Here is a 21,023-nt window from a genome sequence, read left to right as displayed (position 1 = left end):
TCGTATCGTTTAAAAATAACTAACAAATAGATGAAAGCAATTCTACTTTATTTAAGTAATGAATTTCAAATCAAAAAAAATAATCTCAAGCTAATCAAGGTTACAATTTATTTGAACGTTATACTTTTGACACTATATTAGACACTAGAGTTATACTTCTCAAAAGGGTTCATGTTATTTTGTTGTCATCTTTTAGCATTTTCAATGCTACTATTTGTAATTTTTTAATAAAAAACGCTACAAAAATACAATACTTCCTTCTTTTTTCAATAAAATGCTTAATTTATCTTAAGAGGTCATAGTCAAATAGTACTTTTTTTGAAGTTATGACATACTTTTAATTTCTTAGTAAATTAGAATTATAAAGGAAAATAGTATGGTTAATATCCTTTATAAGTATTTAATTTTGATTTATTTTAGATAAAATTTCAAAGTCTGAATCTCTTAATTTGTCTTTTCGGATACACAAATAATTTATCCCTATTACAAACACATGATATTCTATTTGCAATTGCTTTCTTGCCTGTTTTTTTTCTTCTTCAGCAAGGTTTACTCCTTCAAATGCAATTATTATAGGTTTGTACTCATGTAATTTTAATTGCGATAATATTTTCCAATCATAGCCTTCAGCATCAATTTGGAGTAATTCTATTGTCTTTATGTTATGCTTTTTTAACAATTCATTTAATCTAAGACACTCCACTTCTACTGCTACAATATATTGCTCTAGCGCTGTTGTTGCTAATTTTTGTACATGTGCTCTTGAAAATGATCCTATTTGTTGATAGTCATTTGATAGTTTTGGATTTGCCTGATAAGCCTCATCTCCAATCATATAAAACATTTGATTACTGCCTGAATCATTTATTCCAGAATTTTCAAAAATAAATCTGGGTGATGATCCATAATTTTTCTTCAATAAGTCAAACATTTGTGGAACGGGTTCAACAAATAATACATTCCATAATTTATTTTTTTTCACTAAACTATGCAGTGGGTCTCCGCTAACACCATCATTGGCCCCTATTTGAATTACTTGTATAGGCTCATTAGGAATATATTTATTTATCCAATAGCTTGGGTTTTGCTTGTTTTCGGGTCTTATTTTTCGATATATTAATCTTAATAATTTGTTTAAAATTGGTATTTGATTAATAATTTTTTTTAATAATTTCATTGTAATATCCTCTTTCAATATAAATTCACTTAGAACAATTGAATCTTATTTTTAATACTCTAAAAATACGGTTAAAGTTCGATATTAAATGCAGGTATATATGTTTTCATAAAAACGAACTGAACATAGAACCAAGTTAAGTGATGTTTTATTTGTTTTGGATTCGTATTGATAACGTATTTGTTATTTTAAATAAGGTCCAAACCATAAAAGAAATTTTTACATTCCTTAAGTTTCATCCTAAGAGTTTATAAAATTTAAATTCTATTATTAAATGAAATTGGTTAGGATTTAGGTTATACAGAAATATTTTAGAGTTTTTTAGTTGAAATTTATGAAATAGTCAATATTAGAATATTGATAAGGTATTGTGAGTTTGGATTACATATGTAACAATACCCTACCCTAGCGTGTTATGTGCTTGGTAGTAGTTGGTTAAGAATATCCAAGTAACTTGTAAACTATTACCTGATCGGTTTTTTATCTACAACTCTCTCTAAACCTAAGTCTATCTCTGCCAATACCCAGTTTAATTTTCTTTCTACCGTTACCATTACCATTCCTGTTGCCATTTCTTATTTTCTTAATAGTCCAATCACCATTAAAATCTGGTAAATCAGGAATATTTATGGTTACAGTAATATTATTACCAATTCCATTAGCGATCCATGTTCCTTTCAAATTCTCCATTTTAGAAACAGCAGTTATAACTCCATCATCTTGAAAATTAAATAAGAAATCTTTATATAAATTCTTAAGTTTTGTCTTGTTTCGCTTTAATTTGGTGACCTGCCATTCAGAACAATCAGCCCAAATATTCATAAAGTCAGTTATGGTACAATCAGCACAATCATCTTCAAAATCGTTATTGTCATTTTCATCACAATCATCTTTAAAGGTTTCAATACTATTTTCTAATTGTTCTAGATCATTAACCACCACTTCATTGCCATTACTTAAAACTAATGTAACGGGAAAATTAATCGTAATCACATCATTCTCACCTACACTTTTTACAAAGTTTAATAAGCTTTTGTCATTTTCTACAGAAGTATTGCTTATTACTTCAGTTACAGTGTTAAAGGAAGAAATAACAAGAGGGTATTTAATGTCTACGCACTCTATATCATCATCATTTTGATTCTCACCGCCGCAACGATCAACAAAAACCTGTAAATCTTCAGCATTTAGAACTTCAACTTCAGTAAAGTCAGATAAGATAATGGTAACCGGAAATATGATTTCTAAAATGTCATCATCATCATCATTTTCTTCAAAAATATCTTCAATGACATCATAATCATCAGGACTAATCACTTCAACTAAGGTATCATTTGCATGCACATTTACAGGGAGTTGAACAGAAATACAACTGGCATTGTCTATAATATTATCATCAGAACCATCATTCATTGTAGTTCGTACTAAAAGATTAGCTACATTAGAACCAAGTTGTAGTCTTTCTTCAGGTGTTGTTCCAATAAATAAAGACTCTTCTTTTCTACAAGAAGTATTAAGTGCAATTAATATAAGTAATATAAATCCTAATAAAGCGTTAATATTTCGCATGCCTCAATTATTTAATGAGTGTATATAGTAATAAAACAACTGAACGATAAAAACTCCTGAAAATTTTAAATAAAGTTGCTTTTATGAGTTTTTAACCTATAAAATAGCCCATTTTGAAAAAAGACCTATATCAAAACATTTGTGATGAAACACTGTATGCTAACATCTATAATAAGTATGCTAAAAGTCTTCATGATTTTTTGTACTATAAATATGGCGAAAAGCTAAACCCTAGTGATAAAGCACAAGATGCTTTTATAAAGTTATGGGAAAGTTGTAAAAAAGTACCTTTAGATAAGGTAAAATCTTTTTTATACACTGTTGCCAATAATCTAATGTTAAACGAGGTAAAACACCAAAAAGTAGTTTTAAAGCATCAAAGTTTAGCACCTAAAGAATTTACAAATGAGACGCCAGAGTTTATTCTAGAAAAAGAAGAGTACTATAAAAAGTATCAAAATACACTTGCTAAATTATCAGAAGAACAACGTGTTGCTTTTATGCTAAACAAGGTAGAAGGCAAAAAACATGCAGAAATTGCACAACTTTTAGGGGTTACTAGAAAAGTGGTAGAATACCGTATTTACTCGGCTTTTGATCAATTAAAAAAAGAATTGGAAAATTTTAAGATAAAATAATCAGGAGAAATAAGATCTTAGTTGTTTTATATAAAAGAGTTATACTCATGGATAAAAATCGCTTAGTTGAAAAATGGTTGTCAGATGATCTGAATGAAGAAGAAAGCAATGCTTTTGAAGCCTTGGAAGATGCCCATTTTTATAACAGTATTATAGAAGATGCAGCCCAATTTAAAGCATCTCATTTTTCTAAGATGCCAGATTTTGAGACATTTAAAGAACATATTGTAGAGGATAAGACACCTGTTAGAACTTTACAATGGATAAAACCAATGTTACGTATAGCAAGTGTGCTAATAGTAGGATTTGGTATTTATTTTATGTTTTTCTTTAATACTGTAATTGAGGTACAGACTGCAGCTGTTGAGAAAACCACTATAGCATTGCCTGACGCATCACAAGTAGTATTAAACTCGCTTTCTGAAGTTCGTTATAACGAAAAAGAATGGAGTACTAATAGGGAGATAGCATTAAAAGGAGAGGCCTTTTTTGATGTTGCTAAAGGAGCAAAATTTGACGTAGTTACCACAACAGGAACAGTAAGTGTTTTAGGAACAGAATTTAACGTAAAGCAAAGAGGTGCTATTTTTGAAGTTACTTGTTTTGAAGGTACCGTTAAAGTAGTTTCTGGAGGAAATACCCAAATATTAGAAGTTGGAGACCATTTTAAATCTATAAATGGTACAGTAGTAATTGGGAAACATATACATACAACTCCAAAATGGATGAATAAGTTGAGTGATTTTCAACGTATACCACTCGCTGAAGTATTTGCAGAATTGGAAAGACAATATGGAGTAACCATCATAGAAACCGAAGAAATAAATTTAGAACAGCTATTTACAGGTGCCTTTGCTCATGATAATCTTGAAAATGCACTTATTGCCATTACAGCGCCTCTTGGTCTTACGTATCAAATAATAAAGCCAAACAAAGTACGTTTAAGTATGAGTGAATAGAAACCTACTTATTCTTTTATACGTTGTACTATTCTTCAGTAGTTCTTATACCATTGCTCAACAAAAAGAGTCTACTAAAACGCTTATTGGTGTTTTAACGAAATTGGAAGAAGACTTTGGAGTACAATTCAATTATGCCTCAACCTTAGTAGATGGTATTTATGTAACTTCTCTTGATACCTCACTACCCCTAAAAACAGCGATCAATATTTTAAGTGAACAAAGCAAATTAGAGTTTGTTTTTGTATCAGAAAAAATAATTTCTATTAGGAAAAAGAAAAAGAAACTTTGTGCTTATCTAAAAGATAAACATACAGAAGAGCCATTGCCTTATGTTACCATACAAAATGGAACTATAGGAACCTTAACTAATGAGGATGGTTTTTTTGAAATAGAACTTAGAAAATCTACTGATACCATACAAATAAGACATATTGGTTATAAACCAATACTAACAGGAGCAACCAACTTTAAGAATACAACTCCATGTACTATTATATATCTAGACCCAAATGAAGAGCAATTAGCAGAGGTAGTACTTTACGATTATTTGATACGAGGAGTTGATCAACAAGATAACGGTGCTATACGAATAGATTTTGATAAATTTACGATACTACCAGGGCTCATAGAGGAAGATGTATTACAATCAGTACAAGCTTTACCAGGAATATTAAGTGTAGATGAAACGGTTTCAAATATTAATATTAGAGGAGGTAGTAACGATCAAAACTTAATTTCTTGGGATGGCATTAAAATGTATCAATCTGGTCATTTTTTTGGTTTAATCTCTATGTACAACCCCAATATAACCCAAAAGGTAGCATTGCGTAAAAATGGCAGTAGTGCATCAGAAACAGATGGTGTTTCTGGTACCATAGCAATGCAAACCGAAAAGTATATCAACCCAAATTTAAAAGGGAATATAGGCGTTAATCTTTTAGATGCTAATGGTTATGTAGATGCGCCAATAGGTAAAAAAGCATCATTACAAGTTGCTGCTCGTAATTCTATTAGCAATTTTGTAGAAACCCCAACCTACTCTGAGTATTTTGAGCGAATTTCTCAGGAAACAGAAATAGAACGCAACTCGTCTGTTATTAGAAATTCTAATATAGGATTTGATTTTTATGATGCCTCTTTTCGGTTTTTGTTTAAACCTTCTGACAAGGATCGTCTTCAGCTTAATTTTATTCATACTGCTAATGCGCTAAGCTTTAATGAAAATGCAACTTTAGGCGGAGTAGAAGAAATTCGTGAAAGTAATTTGGGTCAGACGAGTATCGCTGGCGGAATACAATACCAAAGAAATTGGACAGAAAAATTTAATACCAAAATAGCAATCTATGAAACAGATTATCAATTAAAAGGTACAAATGTCAATATTCTTGAAAACCAACGCTTTTTTCAAAAGAATGAAGTGTCCGAAACGGGATTAAAACTTAAAACTCAACTAGAACTTAGGCCTCAAATACAACTCAATAATGGGTATCATTTTGTAGAAACTAAAATTTCTAATTTAGATGATGTAGATGATCCAAGATTTCTTCTTTTGGAAGCAGAAGTACTACGTACACATGGAATTTTTAGTGAAATGCGCTTTTCTTCAGAGGATAGCGCCACAAATTTAAATTTAGGAGTGCGGTTTAATTATTTAGATAAATTTAAAAAACAGATATGGGAACCACGCCTTAGTTTTAACCATAGTTTTTGGAAGCATTTTAATGTAGAAGTTCTTGGAGAATTTAAACACCAAAATACCTCTCAGATTATTAATTTTCAAAACGATTTTTTAGGGATTGAAAAAAGGCGATGGCAGCTTTCTAATAATGAATCTATTCCTGTAATTACAAGTAAACAAGGCTCTTTAGGCCTTAGTTATAATCAAAAAGGATGGCTTGTTAATTCCGTTTTATTTTATAAAAAAGTAGATGGCATTACTACACAAAGCCAAAGTTTTCAAGATCAACTAGAATTTGTAAGAGCATCAGGAAGCTATGATGCAAGTGGTATGGAGCTACTCATTAGAAAACAGTTGCAAAATGGAAGCACATGGTTTAGTTATTCTTATCTTAATAGTAGCTATCTATTTAACAATTTACTAGATGCCAAGTTTCCAAGTAATTTTGATATTACTCATACTCTTACTGTAGGAGGCAATTATACCTTAGATAAATTGTTGTTAGCAGCGGGTTTAAATTGGCGTACAGGTAAGCCCTTAACACAGCCTTTAGCTAGCAACCAAATAAGTAATGGTGGTATTAATTATGGCAATCCAAATGAAGATAGACAAGACGATTATATGCGGGTTGATTTTTCTGGTAGATATGAGTTTAAATGGAGGAATAACACAAAGATGCAAATTGGTTTGGCCATTTGGAATGTACTAAATAGAGATAATACAATTAATACTTTTTATAGAATAAACGAGGTAAATAACAGTGTTCAAGAGGTAGAACAAAGCTCTTTAGGAATTACTCCTAATGCTACAGTTAGACTTATTTTTAACTAGGCTTTCTTTCTAGTTTTTATAATCAACAGACAGATTAGATAATAAGATATATAAATAGGATTAAAGATTGAATACAAATAAATATAAGAATCGCTTTTAAAAATTTTTCCCTACTATTCGCTATTTTACTAATCTCTTCGTTTTTTAATTTTGAAATAGATTTTAATTTTTTCATTTTTTGAATGTAATTAGTGATATCAAAACAACCAAAGCATAACATTCTTTAACTTTTTTACAATTAATAGCTATTAGATTGTGTAATAAGTAAGTAAGATTAGAAATTGAATACCACTAAATAAGAAAACACTTTTTAAAAAATTATCTCTGTGATTCATTATTTTAGTCATCTCTTCGTTTTCTAAACTCTTTGTTCCGGGGGTATAATTAAACTTTTTCATAGCAAGTTTTGTTAGTTATATAGGCAACTCCTGAAGTTTTATAATAAAAACAAGTATTAGATGGTATAGTAGGTAAATAAGATTAAAAACTGTACACAAGTAAATAAGAAAATACCTTTTAAAAAGTTGTCTCGGCTATTTATTATTCTCGTAATCTCTTCGTTTTCTAAACTCTTTGTTCCGGGGGTAGATTTAAGACTTTTCATAATTAAATGTTGTTAGTTATATATAAAACAACCAAAGTGTAAAAATTCCTGAAAAAAATTGAATTAAAATTTTAAAAATCTAAAATTACTATTACAAGTATCTTAAAACCAGTATTTTATGATTTTAAAAATTATTGTGTTATTTCTTAAAATAATTTGTAAAATATACTATTACTTAGCAATTAAACTAAATATGTGATGTAGAATGGAGCCTAAAAATAAAAAAACCATCACTTTCATGATGGTTTGTGGAGAATACCGGAGTCGAACCGGTGACCTCTTGCCTGCCAGGCAAGCGCTCTAGCCAGCTGAGCTAATCCCCCTTTTTAAGTTTAATCTCTGCTAACACTTAATACTAGAACGGGTATAGGTGCATAAAATTCTGATTTAGGGATGGTATTTTTTTCCCAGAGCTTTTTAAAGAACCCTCGCTTTCTTCTAAATACACAAAGTAAATCTGGTTGTTGGGCTTGGAAATGTTCTATAACCCCTAAATACGTAGTTGCATTTTCAGTAATAGTAAGCTGAGAACTGATATCTACTAAATCTGTATTAATTTTTAAATCAGCATCTGAATAACCAGGTGTTTTTACTAAAAGTAAGTTTATCTTAGTATTAAATTTATTTTGAATTTTTTTTAAGGGCTTTAATATTCTATTTCGTTTTAGTATTCCAGATTTAAATGCGGTTAAAGCAGAAGTATACGGTGAAAATGTCACCCCTTTTGGAATAATTAAACTAGGAATATCTGTTTGTTTTATAATTCTTCCAGAAGTTTTTCCTAAATATAAGCCTTCTTTAATGTCATTACTCCTTGGAGAAATTACAATTAAATCAATACCAATTTCGGTATTTATATGTTTAATTCCGCTAATAATATCTCCATTATAAGAAGCTATTTTTATAGCATTGTTTTTGGCATTTACTTTAGCAATAACACCTTTTAACTGCTCTTTACTTTTCTCAGCAATTTTTTCAGAAATATTAGCTAAACTGCCTGTTTTTGCAGAGACATTAAAAACATCCATTACATAAATATGAGCAGAAAATGCCTCAGCAAAATCTACAGCATATTGCAAGGTTTCATGAGAAGTTGATGAAGTACCAATAGGAACTAATATATTTTTCATATTTAAGTTTTAACTTTACAATCAATTACAAACTATTATGATTCGTATTGCAAAGATATCTGAAATAACTGATATATTAGAACTCGCTCTTGCTTGTAAAAATGATATGATTTCTAAAGGTATTTTTCAATGGAATGATTATTATCCTACTAAGTCAGTATTTGAAAAAGATTTTAAAAGAAAAGAGCTTTATGTACTAGAAAAAGAGTCAATAATTATTGGCACTATAGTATTATCAACATATATGGATGAGGAATACGAACCAATACAATGGTTAACGCCTAATAATAATTTATACATTCATAGGCTTATGATTTTGCCAGAATACCAAGGCAAAGGATATGCACAACAATTAATGGATTTTGGCGAAAACTATGCTGTTGAAAACAAGTTTAGCTCTATTCGTTTGGATACGTTTAGCCAAAATGCTAGAAATCTTACATTTTATAAAAAGAGGGGCTATCAAAAATTAGGTGCTATTTATTTCCCTAATCAAAGTGAACATCCTTTTTACTGTCATGAATTAGTATTATAATTAGATACTTTGGGAATAATACTGAATTTTAAAGCGATAAATAAATTAGCCATACCTGCAATAATTGCTGGTATTGCCGAGCCTCTTTTATCCATTACGGATACCGCTATTGTAGGTAAAATTCCGGTTGATGGAGTAGAATCTTTAGCAGCTGCAGGTATTGTAGGTTCTTTTTTGTCTATGCTCATTTGGATTTTAGGACAAACTCGGAGTGCTATTTCTGCTTTAATTTCGCAATATTTAGGAGCAGGAAAAATAGAAGAGATTAAGGCATTACCAGCACAAGCTATTTATTTAAATATTGGTTTAAGTATTATCATTTTATTAAGTACTGTTTTTGTGGTTGATGAAATATTTATGCTTTTAAATGCATCTGGTAAAATCTTAGACTATTGTATTTCTTATTACTCTATTAGAGTTTGGGGTTTTCCGTTAACCTTATTTGTATTTGCGGTAATGGGTATTTTTAGAGGCTTGCAAAATACTTTTTATCCTATGCTTATTGCTATAGTAGGCGCTGTTTTAAATTTAGTATTAGATTTTATTTTAGTGTATGGTATAGAAGGTTTTATTTCTCCAATGTATTTAGATGGCGCAGCTTGGGCAAGTTTAATCTCTCAAATTATAATGGCAATACTAGCTTTTATTTTTCTAATGGTTAAAACAGACATCAGTTTAAAACTAAAAGGAAAAATACATCCAGAATTAAGTAATTTGGTGGTGATGAGTTTAAATTTATTTGTTAGAGCTATTGCATTAAATACAGCTTTAGTATTAGCGGTGAGAGAAGCAACAGCCTTAGGGGATCATTATATTGGAGCACATACTATAGCCATAAACATATGGCTTTTTTCTGCTTTTTTTATTGATGGTTATGGTGCTGCAGGTAATATTTTAGGTGGGAGACTATTGGGCGCAAAAGATTATAAGGGTCTTTGGGAACTAGCCAAGAAAATAGTCATTTATGGTTTAGTCGTAAGCATTTTAATGATGTGTATTTGTGCTATTTTTTATAAGCCGATTGGAGCGTTGTTTTCTAATGAAGTTATTATTCTAGAAACCTTTTATAGTATCTTTTTTATTCTGATTCTGGGCTTGCCTATGAATACGATTGCTTTTGTTTTAGATGGTCTTTTTAAAGGTTTAGGAGAAATGAAATACCTTAGAAATGTATTGCTATCTGCTACTTTTTTAGGTTTTGTACCTACTTTATTTCTAGGATTATTTTTAGGAGGAGGACTCTATGCTATTTGGATAGCATTTGCTGTTTGGATGCTGATCCGAGGAGGTGCCTTAGCAGTAAAGTTTAGAAGAAAATTTAAGCCTTTAGTAGTATTTTCTAATTAAACTATTATGGATAAAATATAAAAGTCAACTTTAAAATATAAAATTGACTTTTATGGCTATAAAAGATTATGCTGCTATTGTTTAGTAGTTATCTCAATAACACCATTTTTTCCTTTATCTCCATACTTTTTTATAGCATCTTCACCTTTGAGTACAGTGATAGATTTAATTTTATCTTTATCAAGCTGATCTATGTTTTTTTTGAGAACAATCTTACCATTCATTACATATAATGGATTTTTTTCTTTTTCATCAACAATAAAATTAATGCCAGTTATCTTATCCTTTAAAGTAATTTCAACAACACCATTTTTAGCGTTATCTCCATATTTTTTTATAGCATTTTCATTTTTGAGTACATTAATAGATTCGATAAAATCAGGATTTAAATTTTCAGCTACTTTTTTAGTAGTTTCTTTACCATCAATTACATACAAAGCATTTTTTAAATTGATAATATCAATAGGGTTTTCTACGTCGATATTATTAATAGGTTTAGTTTGCGCAATAGTTTTTACATTAAATAATAAGATAAAACCAATAAGCATGGGTAATATAGCACCATACTTTACTACATTTCTTTTTTTAGATTGTTTTTTGTTTAACATGATGATTCGTTTTTTGATTAATGAATTAAAAAATGGATTTGTAAATGAAAATTTACTTGTATTACTATGTGTTTTTAATAATAAATATTGATATGCTTTTTTATCAGCTTCTATTACTGTTGTTTCTTTATCTGTAATAAACTCTAAATTTTGCTGAATTAAGTTCTTATACCACCATGCAAAAGGGTTAAACCATTGTAAGATTAAAATGAAGTGTGCTAAAATGAGATCTACAGAGTGTTTTTGTTTTACATGAATTTTCTCATGATTTAAAATGGTATTTAACTCGGTTTCACCATATTTTTCAGCATTATAAACAATATAGTTAAAGAAAGAAAAAGGAGAGATATCTTGCCTCGTTTCTATATGGAACATACCGTTTACATAAGTCCTATTTCCTTTAGAAATAAGTCTATATAAAGAGAGATGTTGTATGATTAATTTTACAAGAACTACAAGCGCTCCAAAAACATAAATAATAGCTATAACAGAAAACCAATTTATGGTTTCTTCCGAGGTTAGCGTTGGTACATCTAAATTACTTTGTGTAAAAACAGGTATTTCGATTAAGATAGTTTTAGTGATTACCATAAAAGGCATCACTATAGCCGTTAGGACACCCAAAAGTAAAAACCAACGGTTGCTCTTAAAAAAGGTCTCTTTTTGAAGAAAAGCGAGGTAACAAACCACAAACAAGAATAGAATTCCACTAGATTTTAAAAGATATATCAAAAAAGGTTCCATAGCTTATTTGTTTTTTTCGATCAAGGCTATAATTTCTTTTAACTCTTCAACAGAGATTTTTTCTTCTTTTGCAAAAAAAGAAACTAAGCTCTTATAAGAATTATCATAGTAGTCTATAATAGTAGAATTGATAAATTTTTTCCGATACTGTTCTTTGCTTACAATGGGAAAATATCTATGTGTATTTCCAAAAGCTTCATGATCTAAATAGCCTTTTTCTTCTAAATTCCGTACTGTTGTAGAGAGTGTATTATAATGTGGTTTATCACCATGTAACGCGGCCCTAATTTCTTTGACAAAAGCTTTTCCTAATTGCCAATAAATTTTCATAACCTCTTCTTCCTTATTGGTTAATTTTTGCATTTTGTATTAATTTGAATCAAACATACTACTGTTTTTTTAGTTATACAACTATTTTTACAGTTATTTAACTATTTTTGTAGGAGAAAGTATCAATTCACATGTTTTTTGCCTTTAGAAAGTGGAATTAAAATGCATCGTAAATGTTTTTATATGATATAAAGTGAGTTAATAAACTTAAAACTATTAATTTAGAGCAACACAGCGTTAAATAGAAAAACATGGGCACAGATAGAGCAAACGGAAGTCTTTATACTTCAATAGAAAATAAAATTGCCACTATAGAATTTGGGCATCCTGCAAGCAATTCTTTTGTTGCGGAACTTTTAGATCGGCTTACTAAAGAAATACAGGCACTTTCAGAAAATGATGCTATTTCCGTAATTATTTTAAAGTCCGAAGGAGACCGAGCCTTTTGTGCAGGAGCTTCTTTTGATGAATTGCTAGCAGTTTCTAATTTAGAAGAGGGCAAAATTTTCTTTAGTGGATTTGCAAATGCCATAAATGCCATGCGTACCTGTAAAAAAGTAATAGTAGGTCGTATACAAGGGAAAACTGTGGGTGGTGGAGTAGGTTTGGCTGCCGCTTGCGATTATGTTTTTGCTTCTGTACATGCAGCCATAAAATTATCGGAGCTTTCTATAGGTATAGGCCCATTTGTAATAGCTCCTGCAGTAGAACGCAAAATAGGTACCGCCGCATTATCCGAATTATCCTTAGCCGCAACCGAATGGAAAAATGCATACTGGGCAAAAGAGAAAGGGCTGTTTTCAAAAGTTTTTGAGACAGTAGAAGAATTAGATAAAGAATTAGACTTTTTCACCCAGAAATTAGCTACTTATAACCCACAAGCTCTAGAAGCATGGAAAAAAGTACTTTGGGAAGGAACAGAACATTGGGATACTTTACTAACAGAACGTGCCGCTATTACAGGAGAATTAGTACTCTCTGAGTTTACTAAAAACGCACTTTCTAAATTTAGTTAATACGATTTTTTTCGTCTAAGCGTTATGTAGGTAGTAAAATATTTTTTGATGGAAATTTTAAATTTTTTAAACGGAGACTTAGTATTCCCTTTATTAGCACTTTTTGTAATTGTAGTATATATTGTTAACAGAGTTAAAACACGGAGAAAATATAAGCGTTAACGTGCATATGATATATGTCTAAATCTAAGAATACGATGTGGGTTGTTTTTTATTTTATCTTATTTCTAATAGGTTCTGGCTTATTTTATCTCGCTTTTAATCAGTTTCAGAAAACACAACAATTGCTAGCAAAAGGAGTAAAAACTACAGCAATAGTTAAAGATTTTATTGTTTCTAGGGGGAGTAATAATCCTATGTACGAGCCTATTTTTGAATATACAGACAGGTCTAATACTGTTAGAACTTTTGAAAGTGGTGTACAATCTTATCCGCAACCCTATGAAATAGGAGAAAAAGTGCCAATTATATATAATGCGAAAGGCAAACGTACAGAAAAGAAACTTTCTTTTTGGGGTTTGTATGCAGGAGCAGTAATTCTTTCTATGGTAGCGGCACCATTTTTTATTATTGGCAGTAGTTATTTAGCCTATACATTCTTTTAAGATTTCGTTTTAAAGAATTCTTACCTTTGTCTTTTAAACCAAATACATGGGTAATATTAGAATCACCAAACAATTTAATTTCGAAACAGGTCATGCACTATACGGTTATGACGGTAAATGTAGAAATGTACATGGGCATAGCTACAAACTATCTGTAACCGTAATTGGGAAGCCTATTACGGATACTTCTCATGTTAAATTAGGAATGGTCATCGATTTTGGAGATCTAAAAAAGATTGTAAATGCTGAAATTGTAGACCAGTTTGATCATGCTACGGTGTTTAATAAAAATACACCACATAGAGAACTTGCTAAAGAATTGGTAGATAGGGGACACAATGTAATTCTTGCCGATTACCAGCCTACCAGTGAAAATATGGTGATAGATTTTGCAGCAAAAATAAAAGCAAGATTGCCAGAAAATGTACAATTACATTCCTTAAAGTTACAAGAAACAGAGACCTCTTTTGCAGAATGGTTTGCTAGTGAAAACTAGAAGCTTTTAATATATTTATTCTTATATGAAAACCATACAAGTTCCAAACGGTAAAAAAATCTACTTTGCAAGTGATAACCATTTGGGGGCACCTACTATGGCATTGAGCAAACCTCGCGAAAAGAAATTTGTAGCGTGGTTAGATGAGGTGCAAGTAGATGCTGCCGCTATTTTTTTATTAGGAGATCTGTTCGATTTCTGGCACGATTATAAAACAGTGGTGCCTAAAGGTTTTACCAGAACGCTAGGGAAACTAGCAGAAATTGCAGATGCAGGGATCCCTATTTACTATTTTGTAGGCAACCATGATCTTTGGATGAATGGTTATTTTGAAGAAGAACTTGGCATCCCCGTTTTTCATGAACCACAACAATTTACCTTTAATACCACTACTTTTTTTATAGGTCATGGCGATGGTTTAGGTCCTGGAGACAAAGGCTATAAACGAATGAAAAAAGTATTTACAAACCCTCTTTGTAAATGGTTGTTCCGTTGGTTACATCCAGACTTAGGGGTAAAATTGGGACAGTACTTATCTGTAAAAAACAAACTCATTTCTGGAGACGAAGACATTACATTTTTAGGAGAAGAAAAAGAATGGTTGGTACAATATGCCAAACGCAAACTAGAAACCCAACATTATGATTATTTTGTATTTGGGCACCGGCATTTACCTTTAGAGATACAACTGAACGGAACATCACAATACACAAACCTTGGGGATTGGATTACCTATTATACGTATGCTGTTTTTGATGGAGAGCAACTTTCTTTGAAGGAGTATGAAGGATAGCGTATTTGTATGACTTATCTAATATTTATTTAAAAATGAATCTAAAATCAGAAAATTTTTATAATAAAATAGCATTCATATATCCGTTAATAGACATTTTTCTAAAACCTCAAAAAAGAAAATTATTTCATAAAATTAATGATTTGCCTTTTGGGCGTTTATTAGAGATTGGGGTGGGAAACGGGAATCATTTAAAATATTACAATACACATGATATTATAGGTATAGACAACTCCAAAAAAATGCTTGATAAAGCTAAAAACCATCAAAATAAAAATGTTAAGCTTATACACATGGATGGAGAAACACTTTCTTTTAGCGATAATGTTTTTGACTATGTAGTTTTGTCTCATGTGATTGCAGTGGTAAAAAACCCAGATAAACTATTAGACGAAGTTTACAGAGTATTAAAACCTAATGGTCAAGTTTTTATTCTTAATCATTTTACACCAAATAATTATCTAAAATATATAGACACTTTTTTTGAAAAACTAGCTACATATTTGTACTTTAAATCGGTATTTAATGTAGAAGATTTGAATACCATAAAAAAATTCAAACTTATAAATCAAGTTAATGTAGGTCTATTTTCTTACTTTAAGATTTTAATTTATCAAAAGTAATGAGGAAAACCTATTGGCTTATATTCATACTTTTACTTGTTTGCTTATTTATTTACTTGTTTTATAGAACTGAGAAAACTGTAGTGAATGAGTTTTTAATTCTTATGATATCATTAGAAGAATATTTAGAATTAAAAGCATGTATTAAAACTACAATACCATTAAACGATTATATAATTTATTCATTACCAGGAGGTTTGTGGATGTTTTGTGCTACAATGCTTTTTAAAAATTTTTATGTAAAAATCAAAAGTGTAAAAGTAATATTAGTCTATATTCCAATACTATTTTCAATAGTTTTAGAAGTTTTCCAACTTTGTCATATAACCAACGGACAGTTTGATTTTTTTGATATCATAACATATTTAATATTTGGCATAATTGCTATTTATTTCATTCAATCAAAAAAAAATAAACAAGATATATTTAGTCCTATTTCTATGAAGAGCTGGATCGCTATTAGCTGTTTTTTAATGGTTTATTTAGCCCATGTATATAATTAATCAAACATCACAATAGAAGAACCATAAGAATTGGATTACGTACTATATTTATGCTGTTTTTGATGTAAAAGAGCGTTCTTTGTAGGATTATAAGGGTTAAGGCATTTGTGTTAGGCTAATGAGAACTATTTATGAAATGAAAAAATATATTAAAATACTCATACCCTTTTTTATATTATCTGCTTGTGGACAAAATGTAAATAAAATAAAAACAGTAAAAAACGCTGATGAAAAATTTTCAGAATTTATTGAAAAGAAAAAATTTGTTAAAGAAAATTATTATTCAGGGATTGCTGACGAAAAAATGCGATCTGTTTTCACAAATAAAATAAATCAAGTAGCAGCTGACTTTAAAAGTGTTGCGAAATCTGCTCATCAAACTGAAAAAAAATATCAAGAAAAAATTAGAGTCGGACTCTCAAGATTTGCAGATGTTTATTTAGAATTAGATACCGAAGATAGAGAACGAATTTACACCTATTTTGAAGAGTTAATGGACATTGTTGGATTAGAGAGCTCAAACGGAAAACTAAACAAGTTTATGTATGGATTTGATATTGAACCTTTTTTGGATAAAAATTAAAGATAATAGAAGCTAAAAAATTGGAACAAAGAGAATTATTTTGGTTAACAGGAATCATTATATTCTTATTTGTTTTATTTGGACTTATAGGTTTTGATACGACATCTACATTAGAAATTAATATTCACGATACTTATTATGTAATTACCCATTTCCATTTACTCAGCTTACTATCAATTTCAATCCTATTTTGGATTTATTTTATCAGGATGTTTCTATATCAATTTAAAAATGTAGTTGTAAATCTCATTTTTATAGGTGTTGGATTATTAAGTACTTATATTTTAATAACTGTTATTTTATCTATCCATTCTTATATTGGGTTTTTATCTATTCAAGAATATCTTTTTTTAACAAGGAATCGTTTTCTTGATTGGGTATTACCCTGTTTATATCTTAGCACTGCTGTGATAATTTGTTTGATTGTTTATAGTGGATTTAAAACACGAAAGACTTATCTAAATCAATAATTTATTAAAACCAATGACCAGTTGCATATAATTTAGAAGCGATCCAAGTTCCAACAATCATTTCTAGTAAACTTAAAGGAAGGGTAATAAACAAAATACGCCAATTAGAAAGCCCCATATTTGCGGTAGCAACCCAAAAAATCACAAAAACTGAAAACCAAACCAAAATCCCAGAAATAAGGAACGACCTTTTAGTATTCCCAAATGTTGTAGTGTAAAGGAAAAATATAAAAACCAATATTGCTGTTAAAAGCGTATCCCATAAACCCCAAATAGAAAAGATGGTTAGATCCATTTCTGCAACTCCTTCTCTATAATCAAAATATTTTTTTGTTCTAGACATTACAAAAACAAAATATCGGAATACCTCAGAGATATGTATCCAAATGCTTGTTATTAGGGTGATAATTACAAATTCTTTTAGTTTGAAGTCATTCATTTATGTAGTAGAATTAGAAATGCACTAATTGATCAGCATCAAAGTTTACTTTTATTTTTCCAGATTTTGGGTAATTAAGGGTGAAGCCTTCATCTTCTAGTTTAGCAGCACAAAACGCTATATTTTTTGAATTGATGATTTCCTTATTTTTCTTAACTACCCGCCAATAGGGTATTTCACTTTGAGCAATATCACCTAAAAACCGTTCTGTAATTTTTTTGATGATATTTCCGGTTCGCATAGGACAGGTAACAGCAGTTCCAAAATTAATGGCTAATTTTTTTGCAAGTGTATCAATTGTTGCAATCTTCCCTATCGGGATTAAACGCATCAAATCTTCAACCATAGCCATATTTGGATGTAACATTTTACCTTTGCCTCCAAAGAACTTTTCCATTTTTTCTGGAATATCGATAATAGTTATATTATCCATTTGTATTTAAAATTTAACTGCATTGATGACCTTTCGTATTTCAGTAATTACCTTTACCGGAGTTTTAAAACTTGGAACGGTTTGATATAAAGAAGCAGTATCTTCTAATTTTTCAATTTTAGCAATTAAATCAATACTCCTTTTACTATATTGAGCAAATCGTAAATTCTTAGGGTCAATTATTTTTTGATCAATTAAAGTATCTATTTTTTTATTGCAGCGGCATGGATTTTTAGAATTGACCAAACCACATTTATGATTTAAAAAATTACGTACTTTAGATCGCGAGCGAGATAATTTTTTTCTAAAATTATCTGAATTTATTTCAAGAATTTCAGCACCTTCTCTACTGTTAAATTCAAGAATTTCTGATAAAATATAAACAAGCCTATCTGTAGTATTTAGACACATTAATAGCCCTTGCGTGCAACTTACTTTCACTTCTTCTTCGAGCAAAGAAATTTCTCCTAAATTATAGGTATAGTTAACTTCATTGGACTGCCCAAAATCTATTAAATTGGAATAATCGTCAAAAGACATCGCAAATTCTAATGATTTTTTGCCCTTATGTGTTAGTAAATAATTTGTAGCAATGCGATACACCCATGTTTTAAATTGACTTTTATAAGTAAAGGTGCTTAAATGCGTAATTACTTTAATTAATATTTCTTGTGTTGCATCTTCAGCATCAGCAGGGAAAAGTAACATTTTAAGAGATAGATTATAAACCAAGTCTTTTATCTCTGAAACAAGTGTTTCAAGAGATTTTTTATCTCCTGCATTTGCTTTTTCTATTACTATTTTTAATGAATCATCCATAGGCTTCTACTTCATTAGACAATTTAAAAGGATAAAGTGTGACATGATTAACTGAAAAAACCAGTTATTAAAAAAAGGCGTGTGTAAATAGTGACGATGAGGAATAAAATTATCCTTTCTCTTATGTCAGGCTTAGGTTTATATAACTAGGAGTAGAAATGAAGGTATTAGCAATAGTTAATAAGGTTAAAAGAGTATAAAAGAGAAATTTACTCTTTGGCTTTAGATCTAAATATTCCCATCCCTACAAAAGCACCTCCTATAGAGAAAAAATAGTTTTCATATGCAACTAAAGTAGTTATAAATGTATGATCTAAAAATTTCCCTAATACCAAAATTAAAATACCAAGGAATAAAAGGAAAATTCCAAATTTGGTTAAAAAATTAATTTTTTTCATTGTATTCATTTTCAAGTAAATATAAGTTATATCTTTTTATGTTCCTCTACATCTTTTGTCAAATCTAGATTTCTAAGTGTTTTATTTTTTAGACCAATTACGGTTACCGTAATCAGTGTCATACTACCACCAAAAACTACTGCAGCAACGGGTCCTATTAATTTAGCGGCTAAACCACTTTCAAAAGCACCTAACTCATTAGAAGAACCAACAAACATAGAGTTTACAGAAGAGACTCTCCCTCGCATTTCATCGGGAGTTTTTAATTGTAAAATAGTTTGCCGAATCACCATAGAAATACCGTCTGCGGCTCCACTCATAAATAAAGCTAAAACGCTCACCCAAAAAATAGAAGACAAGCCAAATGCTATAATACTTAAGCCAAAAATAAATACAGAAACCAACATTTTTATACCCGTTTTTTTATTGATAGGAATGTACGTTGTTGCCAACATAGTAACAATACTACCAATTGAAATTGAGGCATTTAAAATTCCAAAACCTTCACTGCCAACTTTTAAAACATCTTGAGCAAAAACAGAAAGGATAGCTACAGTACCACCAAATAAAACAGCTACCATATCTAAAGTTAAAGCTCCTAAAATGACTTTGTTTTGAAACACAAAACGGATACCTGCTTTTAAGCTTTCTTCAATAGGTTCTTCTTCATTTTGGATATTTAATAAGGGCTTCTTTTTTAATAGGAGTATTAGAGATAATGATAAAGTAATAACAAGAAATATAAGATGGGTTATTTTATCTATTTCAATCCAAATATATAAGAACCCACCTAATAATAATCCTAAAATAGTCTTATAATTAAAAACAAAATTTGTAACTGATTGCAAGCTTTTTCCTATGTCTTCTTTTTCAAGTTTTTTATTTTTCTCTATTTGGAGCGTTAAAAGAAAAGAAAGTGAGATTATAAGGAATAATATACAAGATATTTTATCTATTTCAATCCAACCAATTAAAAGATTTCCTAGAAATAGACCTAGAAAAAAATTAGCATTTAAAAAAAAGTTTATTATAGTTTTTATGGCATCCTTCACAGGTTCTTGACCTGCTTTTTTGTTTAAAATAGGCTTTTTTCGAATTAGAAAAACCAGACATAATGAGAGAATTACTAATAAAAACACAAAGGATAATGTTTTGTCTACACCTAACCAGCTAATTAAAAATCCTCCAGAAAGTGCTCCTAAAACAGAAGCTGCTTTCCAAGTACTTGTACTCCAAGTTGCAGCATTAGGGTATATTTTTTTAGGTACAATAAGGGCTACTAAAGAAAAAATTGTAGGACCGAAAAAAGAACGTAGAAATCCACCAAAAAATACCAAAGCATAAATGGCATAAAGTACAGTACTAATACTCCAACTGGCTACTATTCTATCCCATGTTAAAAAGAACAAACCCAAGCTTATTAAAGAAAAAGCGGCTATACAAGTCGCTAATAAGTTTCGCTTTTCTTTCTGATCCACAATATGACCTGCAAATAAAGCCATTGTAAAAGCAGGAATAATTTCCATCAGACCAATAATACCAAGAGATAATGGGTCTTTGGTTAAACTATATACTTGCCATTCTATCACAATAAATTGCATAGACCAGCCAAAGATCAACAGAAATCGCATCAATAAAAAAATATTGAATTCTTTAATGCGTAGTGCTGCGTATGGATCGTTTTTTGACATT

General features: G+C 30.0%; 22 protein-coding genes and 1 tRNA gene. 12 read left to right on the top strand and 11 right to left on the bottom strand.

What is annotated here, in order from left to right; all coding sequences use genetic code 11:
• Positions 1-400 precede the first annotated feature (400 nt).
• Positions 401-1,177 (bottom strand): FkbM family methyltransferase, encoded by a 777-nt coding sequence (locus ACZ451_RS04440; protein ID WP_464215895.1) that lies wholly within the window; start codon positions 1,175-1,177, stop codon positions 401-403.
• A gap of 480 nt (positions 1,178-1,657) precedes the next feature.
• The gene (locus ACZ451_RS04435) at positions 1,658-2,746 is read right to left on the bottom strand and encodes a hypothetical protein (RefSeq protein WP_464215894.1); all 1,089 of its coding nucleotides are present in this window, start codon (positions 2,744-2,746) and stop codon (positions 1,658-1,660) included.
• Between the two features lie 113 nt (positions 2,747-2,859).
• Here ACZ451_RS04435 and ACZ451_RS04430 point away from each other — a divergent pair, with 113 nt between their 5' ends.
• From ACZ451_RS04430 to ACZ451_RS04420, 3 genes are read left to right on the top strand one after another with little or no spacing between them, the layout of a single operon-like run.
• On the top strand, positions 2,860-3,384 hold the full coding sequence (locus tag ACZ451_RS04430) for an RNA polymerase sigma factor (protein WP_464215893.1): 525 nt from the start codon (positions 2,860-2,862) through the stop codon (positions 3,382-3,384).
• Positions 3,385-3,431: 47 nt separating this feature from the next.
• Entirely contained in the window at positions 3,432-4,343 is a 912-nt protein-coding gene (locus tag ACZ451_RS04425) for a FecR family protein (RefSeq protein ID WP_464215892.1), read from the top strand.
• The gene (locus ACZ451_RS04420; RefSeq protein ID WP_464215891.1) at positions 4,336-6,855 is read left to right on the top strand and encodes a TonB-dependent receptor; all 2,520 of its coding nucleotides are present in this window, start codon (positions 4,336-4,338) and stop codon (positions 6,853-6,855) included. Before ACZ451_RS04425 ends, ACZ451_RS04420 begins: the two co-directional genes overlap by 8 nt.
• Positions 6,856-7,708: 853 nt before the next feature.
• Here ACZ451_RS04420 and ACZ451_RS04415 read toward each other — a convergent pair.
• Both ACZ451_RS04415 and ACZ451_RS04410 read right to left on the bottom strand, forming a co-directional pair.
• Positions 7,709-7,782: transfer RNA gene (locus ACZ451_RS04415), tRNA-Ala, on the bottom strand.
• A 9-nt stretch (positions 7,783-7,791) separates the two neighbouring features.
• On the bottom strand, positions 7,792-8,589 hold the full coding sequence (locus ACZ451_RS04410) for a universal stress protein (protein WP_464215890.1): 798 nt from the start codon (positions 8,587-8,589) through the stop codon (positions 7,792-7,794).
• A 37-nt stretch (positions 8,590-8,626) separates the two neighbouring features.
• Here ACZ451_RS04410 and ACZ451_RS04405 point away from each other — a divergent pair, with 37 nt between their 5' ends.
• Together ACZ451_RS04405 and ACZ451_RS04400 are read left to right on the top strand one after the other, a co-directional pair.
• Entirely contained in the window at positions 8,627-9,124 is a 498-nt protein-coding gene (locus ACZ451_RS04405; protein WP_464215889.1) for a GNAT family N-acetyltransferase, read from the top strand.
• A gap of 9 nt (positions 9,125-9,133) precedes the next feature.
• Entirely contained in the window at positions 9,134-10,471 is a 1,338-nt protein-coding gene (locus ACZ451_RS04400; protein WP_464215888.1) for an MATE family efflux transporter, read from the top strand.
• A 74-nt stretch (positions 10,472-10,545) separates the two neighbouring features.
• Here ACZ451_RS04400 and ACZ451_RS04395 read toward each other — a convergent pair whose 3' ends face one another.
• On the bottom strand, positions 10,546-11,823 hold the full coding sequence (locus tag ACZ451_RS04395) for a M56 family metallopeptidase (protein WP_464215887.1): 1,278 nt from the start codon (positions 11,821-11,823) through the stop codon (positions 10,546-10,548).
• Positions 11,824-11,826: 3 nt separating this feature from the next.
• A complete protein-coding gene (locus ACZ451_RS04390) occupies positions 11,827-12,186 on the bottom strand; it encodes a BlaI/MecI/CopY family transcriptional regulator (protein WP_464215886.1) in 360 nt (119 codons plus the stop codon).
• A 218-nt stretch (positions 12,187-12,404) separates the two neighbouring features.
• Here ACZ451_RS04390 and ACZ451_RS04385 point away from each other — a divergent pair, with 218 nt between their 5' ends.
• The 7 genes from ACZ451_RS04385 to ACZ451_RS04355 all read left to right on the top strand — a co-directional run bounded on the left by ACZ451_RS04385 (position 12,405) and on the right by ACZ451_RS04355 (position 16,772).
• A complete protein-coding gene (locus ACZ451_RS04385; protein ID WP_464215885.1) occupies positions 12,405-13,169 on the top strand; it encodes an enoyl-CoA hydratase/isomerase family protein in 765 nt (254 codons plus the stop codon).
• A gap of 176 nt (positions 13,170-13,345) precedes the next feature.
• Entirely contained in the window at positions 13,346-13,774 is a 429-nt protein-coding gene (locus tag ACZ451_RS04380; RefSeq protein ID WP_464215884.1) for a DUF3592 domain-containing protein, read from the top strand.
• 46 nt (positions 13,775-13,820) lie between these two features.
• Complete coding sequence (locus ACZ451_RS04375) at positions 13,821-14,270, top strand: 6-pyruvoyl trahydropterin synthase family protein (protein WP_464215883.1); 450 nt, start codon at positions 13,821-13,823, stop codon at positions 14,268-14,270.
• Positions 14,271-14,304: 34 nt separating this feature from the next.
• The gene (locus ACZ451_RS04370) at positions 14,305-15,063 is read left to right on the top strand and encodes a UDP-2,3-diacylglucosamine diphosphatase (RefSeq protein ID WP_464216892.1); all 759 of its coding nucleotides are present in this window, start codon (positions 14,305-14,307) and stop codon (positions 15,061-15,063) included.
• 35 nt (positions 15,064-15,098) lie between these two features.
• Entirely contained in the window at positions 15,099-15,686 is a 588-nt protein-coding gene (locus tag ACZ451_RS04365) for a class I SAM-dependent methyltransferase (RefSeq protein WP_464215882.1), read from the top strand.
• Between the two features lie 104 nt (positions 15,687-15,790).
• Entirely contained in the window at positions 15,791-16,189 is a 399-nt protein-coding gene (locus tag ACZ451_RS04360) for a hypothetical protein (RefSeq protein ID WP_464215881.1), read from the top strand.
• Between the two features lie 136 nt (positions 16,190-16,325).
• Positions 16,326-16,772: a DUF4844 domain-containing protein gene (locus ACZ451_RS04355; protein ID WP_464215880.1), complete on the top strand. Its 447-nt coding sequence runs from the start codon at positions 16,326-16,328 to the stop codon at positions 16,770-16,772.
• A gap of 474 nt (positions 16,773-17,246) precedes the next feature.
• Here ACZ451_RS04355 and ACZ451_RS04350 read toward each other — a convergent pair whose 3' ends face one another.
• The 5 genes from ACZ451_RS04350 to ACZ451_RS04330 all read right to left on the bottom strand — a co-directional run bounded on the left by ACZ451_RS04350 (position 17,247) and on the right by ACZ451_RS04330 (position 21,022).
• Positions 17,247-17,681, bottom strand: coding sequence for a hypothetical protein (locus tag ACZ451_RS04350; RefSeq protein WP_464215879.1), 435 nt, complete (start codon positions 17,679-17,681; stop codon positions 17,247-17,249).
• Between the two features lie 13 nt (positions 17,682-17,694).
• The gene (locus ACZ451_RS04345; RefSeq protein WP_464215878.1) at positions 17,695-18,114 is read right to left on the bottom strand and encodes an MGMT family protein; all 420 of its coding nucleotides are present in this window, start codon (positions 18,112-18,114) and stop codon (positions 17,695-17,697) included.
• A 6-nt stretch (positions 18,115-18,120) separates the two neighbouring features.
• Positions 18,121-18,933 (bottom strand): RNA polymerase sigma factor, encoded by an 813-nt coding sequence (locus tag ACZ451_RS04340; protein ID WP_464215877.1) that lies wholly within the window; start codon positions 18,931-18,933, stop codon positions 18,121-18,123.
• 209 nt (positions 18,934-19,142) lie between these two features.
• Entirely contained in the window at positions 19,143-19,331 is a 189-nt protein-coding gene (locus ACZ451_RS04335) for a hypothetical protein (protein ID WP_464215876.1), read from the bottom strand.
• Between the two features lie 26 nt (positions 19,332-19,357).
• Entirely contained in the window at positions 19,358-21,022 is a 1,665-nt protein-coding gene (locus tag ACZ451_RS04330) for an MFS transporter (protein ID WP_464215875.1), read from the bottom strand.
• Position 21,023 lies beyond the last annotated feature (1 nt).

The organism is Allocellulophaga tsushimaensis (genome assembly GCF_055383085.1).
This window is presented reverse-complemented; position numbering and strand designations above follow the sequence as displayed.

Bases quoted from the DNA above. Each gene is read 5' to 3' on its own strand.
- ACZ451_RS04390 (WP_464215886.1), bottom strand. From the start codon at position 12,186: ATGCAAAAATTAACCAATAAGGAAGAAGAGGTTATGAAAATTTATTGG.
- ACZ451_RS04335 (WP_464215876.1), bottom strand. From the start codon at position 19,331: ATGAAAAAAATTAATTTTTTAACCAAATTTGGAATTTTCCTTTTATTC.
- ACZ451_RS04385 (WP_464215885.1), top strand. From the start codon at position 12,405: ATGGGCACAGATAGAGCAAACGGAAGTCTTTATACTTCAATAGAAAAT.
- ACZ451_RS04440 (WP_464215895.1), bottom strand. From the start codon at position 1,177: ATGAAATTATTAAAAAAAATTATTAATCAAATACCAATTTTAAACAAA.
- ACZ451_RS04345 (WP_464215878.1), bottom strand. From the start codon at position 18,114: ATGGATAATATAACTATTATCGATATTCCAGAAAAAATGGAAAAGTTC.
- ACZ451_RS04405 (WP_464215889.1), top strand. From the start codon at position 8,627: ATGATTCGTATTGCAAAGATATCTGAAATAACTGATATATTAGAACTC.
- ACZ451_RS04355 (WP_464215880.1), top strand. From the start codon at position 16,326: ATGAAAAAATATATTAAAATACTCATACCCTTTTTTATATTATCTGCT.
- ACZ451_RS04380 (WP_464215884.1), top strand. From the start codon at position 13,346: ATGTCTAAATCTAAGAATACGATGTGGGTTGTTTTTTATTTTATCTTA.
- ACZ451_RS04360 (WP_464215881.1), top strand. From the start codon at position 15,791: ATGATATCATTAGAAGAATATTTAGAATTAAAAGCATGTATTAAAACT.
- ACZ451_RS04330 (WP_464215875.1), bottom strand. From the start codon at position 21,022: ATGTCAAAAAACGATCCATACGCAGCACTACGCATTAAAGAATTCAAT.
- ACZ451_RS04435 (WP_464215894.1), bottom strand. From the start codon at position 2,746: ATGCGAAATATTAACGCTTTATTAGGATTTATATTACTTATATTAATT.
- ACZ451_RS04395 (WP_464215887.1), bottom strand. From the start codon at position 11,823: ATGGAACCTTTTTTGATATATCTTTTAAAATCTAGTGGAATTCTATTC.
- ACZ451_RS04350 (WP_464215879.1), bottom strand. From the start codon at position 17,681: ATGAATGACTTCAAACTAAAAGAATTTGTAATTATCACCCTAATAACA.
- ACZ451_RS04425 (WP_464215892.1), top strand. From the start codon at position 3,432: ATGGATAAAAATCGCTTAGTTGAAAAATGGTTGTCAGATGATCTGAAT.
- ACZ451_RS04340 (WP_464215877.1), bottom strand. From the start codon at position 18,933: ATGGATGATTCATTAAAAATAGTAATAGAAAAAGCAAATGCAGGAGAT.
- ACZ451_RS04365 (WP_464215882.1), top strand. From the start codon at position 15,099: ATGAATCTAAAATCAGAAAATTTTTATAATAAAATAGCATTCATATAT.
- ACZ451_RS04375 (WP_464215883.1), top strand. From the start codon at position 13,821: ATGGGTAATATTAGAATCACCAAACAATTTAATTTCGAAACAGGTCAT.
- ACZ451_RS04410 (WP_464215890.1), bottom strand. From the start codon at position 8,589: ATGAAAAATATATTAGTTCCTATTGGTACTTCATCAACTTCTCATGAA.